Raw genomic sequence first — 12,459 nt, 5'->3', positions numbered from 1 at the left:
AAACCTGTCCAAAATCAGGCCGACTTGAGCAGACAGGTTCCGCAGGCCCTCGATATGTTCAATTTCCCCACCTCAGCAGGATTGTTTGCAGCGTCTACCAGCGCCTGCACTTCTCGACTCGCACCGTAGCGGCGGACCACACCGACAAACTCTTCGACGTCATGGCCACGCAGCTTCAGCTTGGGCGCGCCTTCTTGGGTGAAGGCTGGCTGGCCGTACTTATCGGTCGCCTGGGCGATGTGGTACAGCTCATGCTCGATCAGTGCACAGAATTCAGCGTCGGAGCACTGAGCACTGTAGTCAGCAGCCAGGGTGATGATGAAGGCCGGCACATCACCGAACCATTCACGCATCTGTTGCTCCATCCGAGCTTTCTGCCAACCTCCGGCGCGGAACGCTACCTGCTCGGCCTGGCCCAGGACTGTGCGGCCTTGCTTCTCGAAGCTCGACGATGCCCACATGACCCGGATGTCTGCATCCAGTAAGTGGGCATGGTCTTCGTTGTGGATGCTACCGGTGTCAGACAGGATCTCGGAGTTCAGCCAATCCCATACTTCGGGGGCTGGAGTCAGGCGGATGCCGAAGCCGGATAATTCAGAAAGCTCAGTTATCGCGATTGGTGGATATGGCCTATTAATGGTCATCTCCCCCACCCGGTGAACTCAAGATATGGCTATGCGTGGATGCAGCCAAGAATTGAAATCAAATCAAAAAGCATAGGGCTGGACGGAGTGTGCACCGTCTACACCCAGCAGCGAACCCGACATCACGACGCCCACAGCAGCATTTCGAAGGAACGATTTGAAGCTGCGGTTTCGTTTTTTCATCTTTGTGCTCCGAGAGCTCTTAGTAGGTGATGTTTTTTTGTTTTCGCTAGGGAGAATTGAACTCCCGACCTGGTTTTTGCATGTACTGACATTGGTCTGCGTGAAAATCACGGGGCCGTTATTCCCAGTGATCGTTGTTACAGGTGCCGTCGTGCAGGCTGCGTTCTGCCAGGTTCGTCCACTCCTATGCTTTCTGGTCGTGCAATGCTACCTCATCAGCACGCCGCAACTAAACATTCGCAAAGCAGTTTTTGGAAAAAAGCAACAACTATTAGTTCACCATGATCACGGCTTGCGAGTGTGCCTGGCCATGAAGCAATGCTACGACCAGGCCCTGTGGCAGGCCGGCAGACTTGGCATCCTCGATAGCCTTAGCGATCGCGCTATCCAGCTCGGTCAGGGCTTTATTGATGTCCTGGCTCAGCGGCAGCGCGTGATGAAGTCGCGTGACATTACCCATCAGCTGAAAGGATCAGCGGGTTTGGCGATCGAGCGCACGAACCACATGAAACCCTGCTGCAAGTAGGTCTTGGCCAGGGCTAGCAGCCGCGGGTCGACACCCTCGATTTGGCCAATCCACTTGAACAGCTTGCCGGCATCCGCCTCCAGGGCCTTAATCGAGTTCATGCCGTCGATTTCGGACTGGCTCAGATCACGGTAGCCGGTGATCTTCTTGTGCTGGTGGTCCACAGGTGACTCCTCATAGTTGCGCGCCACGATTTGGCGCATTCGAAAACGTGGCGCGGATCAGCCCTCGGCCTTGCGGCTCATGAAGCGATCGGAGTAGTCCCGCAGTTTCTCCACCCCTACAAAGCCGACCATGCAGCCAGCGAAGGTGGCCAGGTTGGCCGGGAGCGTGAAGTATTCAAGCAGCGGGATAAGGCTAGAGCCAATCAGGCCGCAGATGACGGCTTCGAGCACCATCTTGCGACCACTGCCACCGCCATAGATCACGCGGAAAACGGCAACAATGGCAGCCGTGCCACCTGCATAGATCTGTGGCTGATGCACAGCAAACCATGCCAGTGCTGCCGCCCACAGGTCAGGGTTCTTTTCTGGCATGTTGGACATACTCGATTCCTCCCTTTCGGGGAGCGAAAATGAAAAAGCCCCGGCAAATGCCGAGGCTCTATTGGGTACAAATGGCCGCTGTTTTAGAGTCGAGCCAACAGTTCCGCTTTCTTGGCGCTGAATTCTTCCTCGGTCAGCACGCCGGCAGCCTTGAGCTCACCCAGCTTAGTTAGCGCTGCCATGGCGTCACCGCCTGCCGGGGGCGCTGCTGGAGCCGCCGGCTGAGCGCCTGCGTGGCGGCCCTCTTCAATTGCGTCAAATAACGCCTGTTCCTTTTCCTTCTTAAAGGTCTTGAACTCAAGCGCGTCATGCGACGTATGCAGGCGGAGCGAACGGTGTCCCATGAAAGACTTCCGCTCGATGGAGGTGATGCCCTTCAGAGGCATAGTCTCGATGACCTCGCCAAAGAGCCCCTTCCGGTAAAAAGCCGCCCTGGAACCAGTGATGATCAATACACCGTTGTGTTGAGCATCCTTCCCTTTGCCCATCATTTCGCCGATGTAGCCTTCACCCCAGGCGACAATTTGCTCACCGCTCTGAAGATGGTTGGCCCTGAATTTTGCGACATGTTTCGACTCATCAGCCACTTCGAAGCTCCTTGTGATTGACCCTTTGCCGGATCATATCCAAGAGCCCAAAGCCCTGCCAGCAAAAAGCCACTACCCTACGCTAGGCGCCACTACCGACTTAGCTCATCCGCTTACATGGCGGCTGCTCTACCGCTGAAGCTATGGCGGCGAATTTCAGGCATAAAAAAACCCGACACGTTGGCCGGGTTTTGCTTGTCACTCCTCGATACGCGCAGGAATGACAGGATGTATAAAATGATGGCGGAACGGCGGATTGATGTCAACACGCTATTTCGTCTTTATGCGGCATCACTCAAAAGAAGCCCTTCATCCCGAATAATGTGACCGGCCTCGACCAGTGATTCATCAATCAAAGCATCGAGTGCCGCGAAGATCTTCTGCCTCCACTCTCTCCTGGTTCGCTCAGGCGTGCCGTCGTTGTCCCAGGTGTTCATGTCGTAGAAGCTGTCTTTCAACACGATCATGTCGGCGGATCGGCTTTCGTCCTTCTTCGCCTTGGCCCGGCCGGCCGCCACTGCCGCCTTCACCATCGACTCCCGGCGCCACGCCGGTGCATCAAGCGGGATCTCGACCGACACGGACGTCGCCACCTTCTGCCGCGCCCCCTTGAGCTGGGGAATGGCCCAGGCGGTGGTCGCCTTGAACAGGAATAGCTTCGGTGCCGGGGTGCTGATCAGAGCCTGCAATGCCGAGATGGCTTGCACCTTCCGCCCCTTGTGGGTGCTGTACTTGGCCATAAGCGCATTCCAGTATTTAGGCTCTAGTCCATGGTGCAGTCTGGCCGATACCCAGCAATCCACCTGGGTACGGTCGATGGTTTCTGCTCCGCGGGAGCGAACCAGGGTGGCCAGATCACCGCCCTCCTCCTCATCGGCCGAGTTGTACAGTTTCTGCCATGCCTGCTTGCTGGTGTTGTCGATAGCTTCGGCGGCGAGGGCCGAAACAACTGCGCTTAGAACGCCTGGGTAGATCATGCTGCAGCCCTCTTCAGTTCTTTGATTTTTTCGCGGTAGTCGGCCTTGATGGCCTTGACCTCTTCGATGGTGTACTTGCGTACTGGATGTGGCCCCTCCAGCCAGGCCAACTTCTCGGCGCCGATTCGCAGCAGGAGCGAAAGCCGGTAGTTCACCAAGTTGCCGGACAGGTGCGTGTTGCACGGGGCGCACTGCTTCCAGACGTTCAAAGGCTCGAAGCGAATTTCTGGGTTCGCACCTACGGTGCGATAGTGGCCAGCGTGGTATTGGCCGTCGTGGTGCCGCCCGCAGCTGACACAAGGCAGATCGGCGTCGCGCAGGCGTACCCATTCGTTGAACACGGCCTGGGCTTCCCGGAGGTGGTCCGCCCTACTCTTCAGCTCCTCCTTGCGGACTTTGACCTCCCGGCGCTCAACATCAGCCAGGGCTTTCCGGGCGCTTGCCCGCCCCCTCTCCGACTGGCCATGAGCGATGGCGCACTCGATCTCCCCACATACAGCCTGGAAGGCGCGCGCAGGCGTGAACATCGCCCGGCAAGATGGACAGCGCTTGCGACGCTTGCCTACGGACGTGAGTGGGGTTTTGCGCTGCAGTGGGGTGCGCTTCATGCAAAGCTCCCAATCTGATCAGCTGCTGCCAGGGCGGCGCCCTCGGTATCAAAGTGCGCGGACAACACCAGGCGCCAACAGGCGTTGAAGACGTCGCGGTACAGGGGCTCGAACTGGGTATCGTCCATGTTCGCCCAACTGATGGACCTGGCCTCTTTACGGACGCCGTCGGGGGTACGCACCAGGTGGAAGTGGCCGGCCTCGATGGTCACCCACTCACGAAAGGCTTCGCGGGATTTGTCGACTGAGGGGAAGCGTTCGGCGCGGGCCTGCTCAAGCCCGGCGATGTAGGCATCCACCGCATTCGATAGCTGTCCTGGCCTGCCGTTTTGCGCTTCGAAGAACTTGGCCAGGCCGCGGATGCCGCGCATCTCCTGGCGCGGGATCAGGCCGCCAACCGGCTCCCAGTATTCCCAGGCCAGATCCAGCATGGCGAAGAACTTGCCGTGGAATCGAGCGTTCCTCATCTTGGTGAACTTGCCGTGAATGACCTGGCCAGCCTTCCAGCACTGAATGGTTTCACGGTCTGCCTCTGTGGCCGGTACCAGGCCCTGGGCGGTGCGAATAAGGGCGAGTTCAGCCATGGTTGGCCTCCTTGCATTGAGCGGCAGCGATGGCCTTTCGAGCCTTGCGCTTGCGCAGATAAATGTCGACTCGCGCCGCCTGGGCCTTCTTGAGGCGCAGGCGCTCATTCCGAGCCTTGGCCGCGTCGACAATCTCGCGAACCTCGGCGATCTTCTTGCGCAGGCTGGGTGATGCTTCAACTGGGGAACCAGTGAGCAGACCGGCTATGGCCTGGCCGTCAGAGGTGATCGGCGCGATGCGCAAGTCGGCCAAGTACTGGGTGCCGGCCTGCTGAGTAATCAACTGCATCCGGACCGCAGACTCGATAGCGAGAACCCGGCGACCTGGATCGAAACCCAGTGACACGGACCAGGACACAGGGGCCGCTTCAGCTCGGGCGGTCTTCACCAGGCGCGCGTATGCGTCAATGAAGGCCATGCGAGCCCCCACCTTGTCGCCCAACCTGAGGATGGGCGTTGCGGCGGTCATGGCCTGTTGAATCTCCGAAGTAATCACCACAGTCTCGATCTCATCGGCAGCGGTAAGGGCGATTGACCAGGCCTCATCCTTTCCCGGGCGCCCATCTGCCGACTGGGCATGCTTCAGGATCGTTGCAACCGTGAGTCGGCCACCTTCGATACGGCAGCTGCGAAGCGCCGCGGTAAGCACAGGCTCGGTGTATTCGCGCAGGTCCTCGACCATCAACAGTGCTGCAGCCTGGGTGAGCTGCTGCCCCATAACCTCGGCAGTGGCAAACAGGGACAAGAGCAATTGGTCTTGCTGTGCGTCATTCAGCATGAGTTGCGGCTCTCCTGGCTCGAAGCGCTTCGAGGGCCTGCTCGGCGGCGCTGAAGTTGGTTTGGGTCTGCTCGATCTGCCGAGCCGTGGTCCCGTTCATCTGACGATTGGTGGCCCATTGGGTGTGGTACGCCTCGGCCTTAGCCAACAGGTCACCGATGCTGTGCATGTTCGAAACAACCCTGGCGTCGTTGATGGTCAGGAAATACGCGGCGACGTGGTGTGCGACGTCAATGCCAAGGCGGTCGATGACCTGGCCCAGCTGCCCGGCGACCTTGGCGTTCCACACTGGCCATGCACCGTGGCGTTTGCGGTAGGCCATGGCATAGTTGGCCCAGGCCTTGAAGGTCTTGCAGGACTGGTCCTTGGGGCCCGGCATATCGGCCGGGATTTCACAGCGCGGCTGCTGGGTAGCGAATGGAACGACCTGCCCCATCGCGGCCTTGGCGGCAGCCTGGGGCGCAATTGGTTCAGTGACCGGTTCATTGACTGGTTCAGAAGAGTGACTGGTTCTGGGTGCAGCTCCTGCACTACCCTCTGGTGCAGGAGATTCACTAGGGGGTGAACCTGCTGCATTACCCTGGTGAATCTGCTGCACTACCCCTGGTGCAGGAGGTGCACCACCATCAAGGGTCAGGAAGTAGACGTTCGACGAGTTGCCCTTCGGGCCGCCCTTACGAATTTCCTTACGCAGCAGCCCCGCCTCACACAAGGCGGAGATGTGGTTCATGACGGAGCGCTTGCTGATCTCGCACTGGTCGGCGATGTGCTGATAGGACGGCCAGCACTCCCCCATATCGCTGGCGTTGTCGGCCAGCTTGATCAGTACCAGCTTGCGCAATGGATTGCCGACGCGAATCTTCATCGCGGCGACCATAAGGCCCATGCTCACGCGGCACCTCGCAGGGCCTTGTCGTGAGTGAACAGACCGTCCCAGGTTTTCTTCATGGGTAGCTCGCCGGCCAGGTACAGGTCGTACAGGCGCACCGCGCCCTTCCTGAGCAAGACTGGCGTGAAGGAAATGAAGGCCTCTTTGCCGTGGGGAGTGACTTCGTGCTGGTGCTCGGTCATGTACTTGTCGCGGGCGTAGGAGGCCACACGAAGGCGCAGGCCGGTCTTGCTCTCGTTGTAGAGCCAGTTCCGGCTCTCCAGGTACTTGCCCACCTGCATGACGTTGACCCCGTTGAGGCCCTTGCAGAATTGGGTGTGGGTCATGCCTTCCTTGAACAGGTTTTCCAAGGAGTGGATTTTTGAGGCCTGGGCTTCGACCTGAATCGTCAACTGAAGTCGGGCCTGCTCAGCCTCAAAGGCCAACTGGATCAGATCCATACGGGATAGCTCGCGGGGCTGGGAAACCTGCCCCTCCAGTTCCTGCCAGCGATCAACGAGTGCCGCGGTGAACTCCGGGCTGAGCTGAGCGACGACTACGAAGCTGTCGCGTTTGCCAACGTGATAGACGCGCTCAGCCCGGGGGCGACCAAGAGAGTCACGGAATTGTTCATCCCCCATTGGGGGCTGGACGATTACACCGCGATCTACCAGGCGCTCGATGGATTGCTTGACCTTGTCGTGGCGGGAACTGACCAGGTCGGCAATTTCGCGGGACGACATAGTCCGCGCCACGTTTTCAGATTGCGAAAAACGTGGCGCGATATTGGTGGGGGTATTGCTTGAGTGGGATTGGGTCTGCATAATCAGCTCCAGATCGTTTTGATTTGCAGTACGAAGAACCACCCCGCCAGGTGGTTTTTTTTCGCCTGCGATTTGGTGTTGCGGGTGAATTGGGTGTCCGGCGCATCCGTGATAGCTTTCTGCATCCACACAAGAAGGCCTGGGAGGCCGGACATATGAAATTGGATAGAGCGCTTCAGAAGCGGATTCTTGAGGCGGCAGCTGAGGCGTACCCGTTCCCTGCCCCGCATGGCCTGTACTTCGATCTTGGCGCGGCGGAGACAAAGGAGAGGGTCGATGCAAATCTCTGCTACCTGGCGGAGCACGGCCTCATCAAAAAATGCATTGAACTCACTGGTGATGGATTTGCCCTGCATACCAACAACGGTATTCAGTGCACGAAGTCCGGAATGGACTTTCTCGCCGATGACGGAGGGCTTAGCGCAGTCCTTGGAGTGGTCACGATCAAGATTCATGAGGACACCCTTCGCGAGCTTCTAGAAAGGAAAATCCTTGAGAGCGATGCGCCGCCAGAAGAGAAGAGCCGCCTTGTTCAAAGTCTGAAAGGACTCTCTGCCGAGGCCATAAAACACCTGACATTGAAATTATTGGATGAGGGGGTTGGGCGTCTGCCGGCAACAGTTGCGCTAATTGGTACGTACCTTCAGCAAGTCCTTCAGTGACATTGGTAGTAGCCAACTCGAACTTGGCATAGCCCATTTTCGAGCGTTGACCACCATCCTCTCCCCACAGCTCCAACCAGAACTCAGGTAGGGTCAATCCGGTAATTGAGGGGATGATTTCCGTGCTCGCAGGACTGCGCCGGCCTGCAATGGAAACCTGCACGACCTGGCTTTGGGTGATTTTCATCACTACGCCGCCTTCACCGAGGCATCCATCACGTCAAGGCTGTGGCGCACATGCTGGATCTCCTGGCGGATCTGGGATTTCTCAAAAGCACTGACGTGGTTGTCATCCAGGGCCTCATGTACCGCGATAGTCAGTTCAGCCACTTCCTTGCCAACGCTGATCAGTGACTTGGTCAGGGCCTGCGGCTTCGGCGCGGTACGAGTCACCAGGTCAAAGCCAAACTCACTGGCCAGTGCCACCAGAGGCCGCATATCCCCGGTGTGAAGCAAGATCCCGAACAGATGCTCAACCGTCAGGTGGTGTGCATCGTTGTCTGGGTTGGCGCGCTGCAGCAGGCTCACATGTGGAACCCCCATCTTGGCGGCCAACGCCTTCGCCTCGTTGTCCAGCACGGCGCTCTGGCAGGACCGCAGAAAATCTTCCATTCGTAAAACCTCAGTTCTGTTTCCGTGGCGCCCTGCCGATGCAGAAGCGATCATTTGCTCAATGGATCAGTGGACAGGGATGTCGCTTAGGCGGCCATCTCGGCCCATGGAAACGACGGACAAAGCTTTTCTTTTTTGAAAGCACCCTCGGTCAACGCCTCCGCTCGCTTAGCAATAACCGGAGACATGCCATGCTTCCCCCGAACCCAACCAGAAACGGTGCTTTGATCAACCTTGAGCTATTCGGCAGTGGCCTCCTGGGTGCCGAAGTAATCAACGAGGCCCTTGTAAATTGCGTTCATGACGCCCCTCCATACGGGAATACCCATATATTAATTTATGGGAATGCCGATTTGCAAGGCTATGGGAGCACCCGTAATACTCGCAAGATGGAATTCAAAGACAGACTCAAAGCGGCCCGCAGACACGCCAAGCTCAATCAAACCGAGCTTGCAGAGCGCGCTGGCCTCACACAAACCTCAATTTCTGACCTCGAGCGCGGCAAGTCGAAGGCGACCGCCTTTGCTGCTCAGATAGCGTCGGTGTGCGGCGTCTCCCCGATGTGGCTCGCTGAAGGCGTCGGAGAGATGCTAAAAGGCACGAGTGCAGAGCTATCAGCGCCCCCTCAGCCAGGCGTCAAACTCTCCAGCATCGAGACCTGGGATGACGCGACCCCGCTCCCTGACGATGAGGTCTACGTCCCCTTCCTTCGCGAAGTAGAGCTGGCAGCCGGCTCTGGCCGGTTTGTGATCGAGGAAAGCGACAGCGCCAAGCTGCGCTTCTTCAAAAGCGATCTGCGCCGCAACAATGTGCAGTTCAGCAATGCCAAGTGCGTGATCGCCCGCGGCAACAGCATGTTCCCCGTGCTACGTGATGGCGCCACAGTCGGCGTGAACACTGGTAAGAACTCGCTTGGCGACATCGTTGATGGCGACCTCTATGCGATCAACCATAACGGTCAGTTGCGAGTGAAGCAGGTTTACCGCCTGCCCACCGGATTGCGACTGCGCAGCTTCAACCGCGACGAACACCCAGATGAGGACTACACGTTCCAAGAGATCCAAGAGCAGCAGATCTCGATCCTGGGTCATGTGTTCTGGTGGGGGATGTTTGCCCGATAATGTCGTGATGCTCCAAGGAAGGAAGCAATGGAAGTTAACGAACGGAAATGTCCAGATTGCACAAAACAAGCGCAGATCTCCATGATCAAGCGCAATACTCGCGGATCTCCCGCTACAGATCCGACTAAATCAAAAACCGTCAAGGTCAGCTCACCGCAGAAAGCTGATCTGTGCCGGCTTACAACAAAAATCAAAACGCCCTCGAATACCTCAAAGACCACGGGTTTGAACGCGGCCAAGCCTAGCGACGACGGACATTTCCACCAAGCGATTGGCTATTTCTGGAAGAGCATCGATAGCAAGACCGAATGCATTACGCAAGTTGCTTGCAATAGATCCCATTCACTTGCATCACCGCAATCAATGTCGGACAACGAATATACGCACAAAGCAACATATTCCGACGAATACTATTGCACACGCCTCATACTGAACCAAGCATGCAAACCAATTTAGTTCAGGGCAAAAAACCAGAAACACGTCTGCCAATATAGGGATAATTCATGGCCTTTAAGCTCATACATGCCGTTATTCATTCTTTCGAAAAAGAAAAAGGCACACTAACCGTTGACAATAGTAAAGTCATAAGAAAGGGACTTTTTGAACCAAGCAAACCAACCGTTATCTCACTTGCCGAAGGAATTAACAGCCTCCTCGGAAAAAAAGGGAACAACGTAGTATGGGGACAATTTGAAAATAATAATCGGCAAGGTCGTTTTCCGAGTGCTGCAGAGCACTTTCTTGGAAATTTAGATGCCGATGAATTTGAGACTCTCACTCACATTGCACTAGACGAACTAATCGAGCAGGCGAAAACGGAAACCTTCGCGACCGGGGGGCATACGCTTTTTGCACATTACACCAGCGAAGCGATCCCATTTGTTCTCATTGCCAATATTAAGCAACGCAATGGCCTACGCCTCGGACCCGACTATATACCAGAAGAAAGTGTGGATATCGATATGTCTGCAGTCCATCAGGCATGCCGAATTAATCTTGCCAGATTTTCAGAGATGATTGCATCGCCCTCTGATGACGAAACATCAGAAGACGAATATGATGAGACGGCAACAGATAAAACATACCTTTGCTTCATAAGCAAAGGGCGAGACAGCGAAGCATCTGCATATTTTATCAAGGGACTTGGCTGCACCCCAGGGATTGCGTCAACACGAGCCACTTCAAACTCAATTGATGTCATTGAAGACTTTTTTCGAGGCAAGACTGAGCTAGCTCCATATAGCTCTCAAGCCAAAGAGAATGTCATTGCATATCTCTCCCAAAAACAGAAAGACCAACAAAAGGCAACTCTGCAAGGGCTGCACGCTGCAGCTTCCTCATCAATCCCTCCAGAACAAGCAGACCTCGTTTCAATCCTTGAAGATCTTTCGGAAACGCTAAACTCCGAAGAAAGTAAAATCCCAGCAGAATTCACTGTAAGCAAGTCGGTGCTTGATCGAAAAACAAAGATAAAAGGGAAGTCTAATAGATGGTCAGCACAGTTTGATAGAAGTGCGCTGAGCACCAGCCCCGACAGCATAGTATGCTATAATTCATCAGAAGGAACTTTGACCTTCTCAGACATCCCAGCCCCAATGAAGAGGATGATTGAGAACGAAATAAATAGCCGCATTGGAAGCGATTGATAAATGTTCGAAGCCGTCGTTGAACTGTATAGAAAAATCGGAAGACCCCCCATTAATACGGAAGGGTCGTTCAGCTTTTCGGGACCGGCAACAAGCGAACTACTAGAGCTACACAACAGAGTCCGTGAATTACCAAGTAGCTTTGGCGAGATGTCTTACTCTCGAATAATTAATTCCGAGATAACATTCGAGTACACTGTAGTTTCTGCTGGCGAAAACAGCTTCTTTGAAAACTTTGAATTACTAGTTCAAAAAACCCCCTCACTGGGAACCGGGAGCCATTTAAAAAATTTCTATGTAATTAGTGATGACTGGGCTTCATTTGATACATCACCGAACGACTCTAACAGTAAAATTATAAAGGTCTGCGAGCTAATCAAAGACCTATCGAAAGTTGCTGCATCCGAACACCCACAAAGCAGCTTCTATAATCTAGTTTTTTCCACTCCAGCCGCACCTAACAAACCTCCAAAAACGATTGTGATTCAAACAAAAATCACAAAAGAGATCTTATTCATCCCCCTGAACAAAACCTCATTAATCCATAGCCTTGCCAATGAAGAGCACAAAGGCCGGATTCATCTAGAGGAAAGGCGAGCGATACTGAACGGCGCTATCTGTGAGTGTTTGGAGTCACTGACTGAAGAGCAGGGCAATAAATTCATGCACATACTTCACTCATGGAACTCAATCATTGACAATTACTGGCGTAACTTTCAGATTTATATCCATTCATTTTCATTCGAAAAAACGAGAAAAGAATTTGCACAGGCCGAACTGGATTACGGCACAAAGCTAAGCTCTGCTTTTAGCGATCTTGCAGGAAAGCTTCTTGCTCTGCCAGTTTCACTTGTAGCACTCCTCGCTCTAAATAAGGCAACAGGAAAACTAGAAATAGCTGTGGCAGCCACTGGGCTATTTATAACCTCTCTAATAATCTTCGGCATTCTGATAAATCAAGCCTTAAACGTTCAAAGGCTCAACAACAGTCTTGAGGCCTCATTTGACAATCTCTCAAAAAAACTTACAACATATCCAAAAAATCTACAAAGACTAATAGAAAGCTCAATAAAAAATATCAGAACACAGAAAAAGGTAGTTTCGGCAACCTTAATTGCGTTCTCAGCCTTATCTTTTGCGCCTTCTATTGGCGCCATAATAGTCCTCTATTTCAAGTACCAAGAACCTATTAATTCCTGGGTAGAGAAACTGATTCAACAGTGCTAATCAGACCATTCAGCCCCCTGCGCTGAGTGCATCCACTATTAGATGATCTTGAACCTTCATAGGGGAT

At 54.7% G+C, this 12,459-nt stretch carries 18 protein-coding genes; 4 read left to right on the top strand and 14 right to left on the bottom strand.

Annotated features, from left to right (window positions below):
- Positions 1-14 precede the first annotated feature (14 nt).
- From BLV47_RS11270 to BLV47_RS11210, 14 genes are all read right to left on the bottom strand, one after another.
- The gene (locus tag BLV47_RS11270) at positions 15-638 is read right to left on the bottom strand and encodes a putative metallopeptidase (RefSeq protein WP_092317164.1); all 624 of its coding nucleotides are present in this window, start codon (positions 636-638) and stop codon (positions 15-17) included.
- A 460-nt stretch (positions 639-1,098) separates the two neighbouring features.
- A complete protein-coding gene (locus BLV47_RS11265; RefSeq protein ID WP_092313410.1) occupies positions 1,099-1,287 on the bottom strand; it encodes a hypothetical protein in 189 nt (62 codons plus the stop codon).
- Positions 1,287-1,517: an Acb2/Tad1 domain-containing protein gene (locus BLV47_RS11260; RefSeq protein ID WP_092313408.1), complete on the bottom strand. Its 231-nt coding sequence runs from the start codon at positions 1,515-1,517 to the stop codon at positions 1,287-1,289. The genes BLV47_RS11265 and BLV47_RS11260 overlap by 1 nt, the downstream gene beginning before the upstream one ends.
- Positions 1,518-1,574: 57 nt before the next feature.
- Positions 1,575-1,898 (bottom strand): phage holin, lambda family, encoded by a 324-nt coding sequence (locus BLV47_RS11255; RefSeq protein WP_011062053.1) that lies wholly within the window; start codon positions 1,896-1,898, stop codon positions 1,575-1,577.
- A gap of 83 nt (positions 1,899-1,981) precedes the next feature.
- Complete coding sequence (locus BLV47_RS11250; RefSeq protein WP_092313405.1) at positions 1,982-2,485, bottom strand: SHOCT domain-containing protein; 504 nt, start codon at positions 2,483-2,485, stop codon at positions 1,982-1,984.
- A 281-nt stretch (positions 2,486-2,766) separates the two neighbouring features.
- Positions 2,767-3,462: a hypothetical protein gene (locus BLV47_RS11245; protein ID WP_092313403.1), complete on the bottom strand. Its 696-nt coding sequence runs from the start codon at positions 3,460-3,462 to the stop codon at positions 2,767-2,769.
- Positions 3,459-4,070: a recombination protein NinG gene (locus BLV47_RS11240; protein WP_092313400.1), complete on the bottom strand. Its 612-nt coding sequence runs from the start codon at positions 4,068-4,070 to the stop codon at positions 3,459-3,461. The genes BLV47_RS11245 and BLV47_RS11240 overlap by 4 nt, the downstream gene beginning before the upstream one ends.
- Positions 4,067-4,654 carry a DUF1367 family protein gene (locus BLV47_RS11235; RefSeq protein WP_092313397.1) on the bottom strand — a complete coding sequence of 196 codons (588 nt, stop codon included), beginning with the start codon at positions 4,652-4,654 and terminating at the stop codon, positions 4,067-4,069. Before BLV47_RS11235 ends, BLV47_RS11240 begins: the two co-directional genes overlap by 4 nt.
- Entirely contained in the window at positions 4,647-5,432 is a 786-nt protein-coding gene (locus BLV47_RS11230; protein ID WP_092313395.1) for a hypothetical protein, read from the bottom strand. The genes BLV47_RS11235 and BLV47_RS11230 overlap by 8 nt, the downstream gene beginning before the upstream one ends.
- The gene (locus BLV47_RS11225; protein WP_092317158.1) at positions 5,422-6,324 is read right to left on the bottom strand and encodes a helix-turn-helix domain-containing protein; all 903 of its coding nucleotides are present in this window, start codon (positions 6,322-6,324) and stop codon (positions 5,422-5,424) included. Before BLV47_RS11225 ends, BLV47_RS11230 begins: the two co-directional genes overlap by 11 nt.
- Positions 6,321-7,043: a Rha family transcriptional regulator gene (locus tag BLV47_RS11220; protein ID WP_092317161.1), complete on the bottom strand. Its 723-nt coding sequence runs from the start codon at positions 7,041-7,043 to the stop codon at positions 6,321-6,323. The genes BLV47_RS11225 and BLV47_RS11220 overlap by 4 nt, the downstream gene beginning before the upstream one ends.
- An 83-nt stretch (positions 7,044-7,126) precedes the next feature.
- On the bottom strand, positions 7,127-7,579 hold the full coding sequence (locus tag BLV47_RS35340; RefSeq protein WP_143038262.1) for a hypothetical protein: 453 nt from the start codon (positions 7,577-7,579) through the stop codon (positions 7,127-7,129).
- On the bottom strand, positions 7,569-7,973 hold the full coding sequence (locus tag BLV47_RS35335; RefSeq protein ID WP_143038261.1) for a hypothetical protein: 405 nt from the start codon (positions 7,971-7,973) through the stop codon (positions 7,569-7,571). Before BLV47_RS35335 ends, BLV47_RS35340 begins: the two co-directional genes overlap by 11 nt.
- Before the next feature lie 2 nt (positions 7,974-7,975).
- Complete coding sequence (locus BLV47_RS11210; protein ID WP_092313393.1) at positions 7,976-8,398, bottom strand: phage regulatory CII family protein; 423 nt, start codon at positions 8,396-8,398, stop codon at positions 7,976-7,978.
- A 389-nt stretch (positions 8,399-8,787) separates the two neighbouring features.
- Here BLV47_RS11210 and BLV47_RS11200 point away from each other — a divergent pair, with 389 nt between their 5' ends.
- Genes BLV47_RS11200 through BLV47_RS35325 form a run of 4 tightly spaced genes read left to right on the top strand, consistent with a single transcriptional unit; the run spans position 8,788 to position 12,392 of the window.
- Positions 8,788-9,519: an XRE family transcriptional regulator gene (locus BLV47_RS11200; RefSeq protein WP_092313391.1), complete on the top strand. Its 732-nt coding sequence runs from the start codon at positions 8,788-8,790 to the stop codon at positions 9,517-9,519.
- 27 nt (positions 9,520-9,546) lie between these two features.
- Positions 9,547-9,975 carry a hypothetical protein gene (locus BLV47_RS35330; RefSeq protein WP_143038260.1) on the top strand — a complete coding sequence of 143 codons (429 nt, stop codon included), beginning with the start codon at positions 9,547-9,549 and terminating at the stop codon, positions 9,973-9,975.
- Positions 9,976-10,022: 47 nt separating this feature from the next.
- Positions 10,023-11,165 (top strand): nucleoid-associated protein, encoded by a 1,143-nt coding sequence (locus tag BLV47_RS11195; RefSeq protein WP_092313388.1) that lies wholly within the window; start codon positions 10,023-10,025, stop codon positions 11,163-11,165.
- Positions 11,166-11,168: 3 nt separating this feature from the next.
- Positions 11,169-12,392 (top strand): hypothetical protein, encoded by a 1,224-nt coding sequence (locus BLV47_RS35325; RefSeq protein WP_143038259.1) that lies wholly within the window; start codon positions 11,169-11,171, stop codon positions 12,390-12,392.
- Positions 12,393-12,459: the final 67 nt, after the last annotated feature.

The sequence above is a fragment of the Pseudomonas saponiphila genome, assembly GCF_900105185.1.
GTDB classification, from domain to species: domain Bacteria; phylum Pseudomonadota; class Gammaproteobacteria; order Pseudomonadales; family Pseudomonadaceae; genus Aquipseudomonas; species Aquipseudomonas saponiphila.
The sequence above is the reverse complement of the archived record's forward strand: the minus strand, read 5'-3'. Positions and strand labels throughout refer to the sequence as shown.

Bases quoted from the DNA above. Each gene is read 5' to 3' on its own strand.
- BLV47_RS11265 (WP_092313410.1), bottom strand. From the start codon at position 1,287: ATGGGTAATGTCACGCGACTTCATCACGCGCTGCCGCTGAGCCAGGAC.
- BLV47_RS11255 (WP_011062053.1), bottom strand. From the start codon at position 1,898: ATGTCCAACATGCCAGAAAAGAACCCTGACCTGTGGGCGGCAGCACTG.
- BLV47_RS11245 (WP_092313403.1), bottom strand. From the start codon at position 3,462: ATGATCTACCCAGGCGTTCTAAGCGCAGTTGTTTCGGCCCTCGCCGCC.
- BLV47_RS11240 (WP_092313400.1), bottom strand. From the start codon at position 4,070: ATGAAGCGCACCCCACTGCAGCGCAAAACCCCACTCACGTCCGTAGGC.
- BLV47_RS11235 (WP_092313397.1), bottom strand. From the start codon at position 4,654: ATGGCTGAACTCGCCCTTATTCGCACCGCCCAGGGCCTGGTACCGGCC.
- BLV47_RS11230 (WP_092313395.1), bottom strand. From the start codon at position 5,432: ATGCTGAATGACGCACAGCAAGACCAATTGCTCTTGTCCCTGTTTGCC.
- BLV47_RS11220 (WP_092317161.1), bottom strand. From the start codon at position 7,043: ATGTCGTCCCGCGAAATTGCCGACCTGGTCAGTTCCCGCCACGACAAG.
- BLV47_RS35340 (WP_143038262.1), bottom strand. From the start codon at position 7,579: ATGAATCTTGATCGTGACCACTCCAAGGACTGCGCTAAGCCCTCCGTC.
- BLV47_RS35335 (WP_143038261.1), bottom strand. From the start codon at position 7,973: ATGAAAATCACCCAAAGCCAGGTCGTGCAGGTTTCCATTGCAGGCCGG.
- BLV47_RS11210 (WP_092313393.1), bottom strand. From the start codon at position 8,398: ATGGAAGATTTTCTGCGGTCCTGCCAGAGCGCCGTGCTGGACAACGAG.
- BLV47_RS11200 (WP_092313391.1), top strand. From the start codon at position 8,788: ATGGAATTCAAAGACAGACTCAAAGCGGCCCGCAGACACGCCAAGCTC.
- BLV47_RS35330 (WP_143038260.1), top strand. From the start codon at position 9,547: ATGGAAGTTAACGAACGGAAATGTCCAGATTGCACAAAACAAGCGCAG.
- BLV47_RS11195 (WP_092313388.1), top strand. From the start codon at position 10,023: ATGGCCTTTAAGCTCATACATGCCGTTATTCATTCTTTCGAAAAAGAA.
- BLV47_RS35325 (WP_143038259.1), top strand. From the start codon at position 11,169: ATGTTCGAAGCCGTCGTTGAACTGTATAGAAAAATCGGAAGACCCCCC.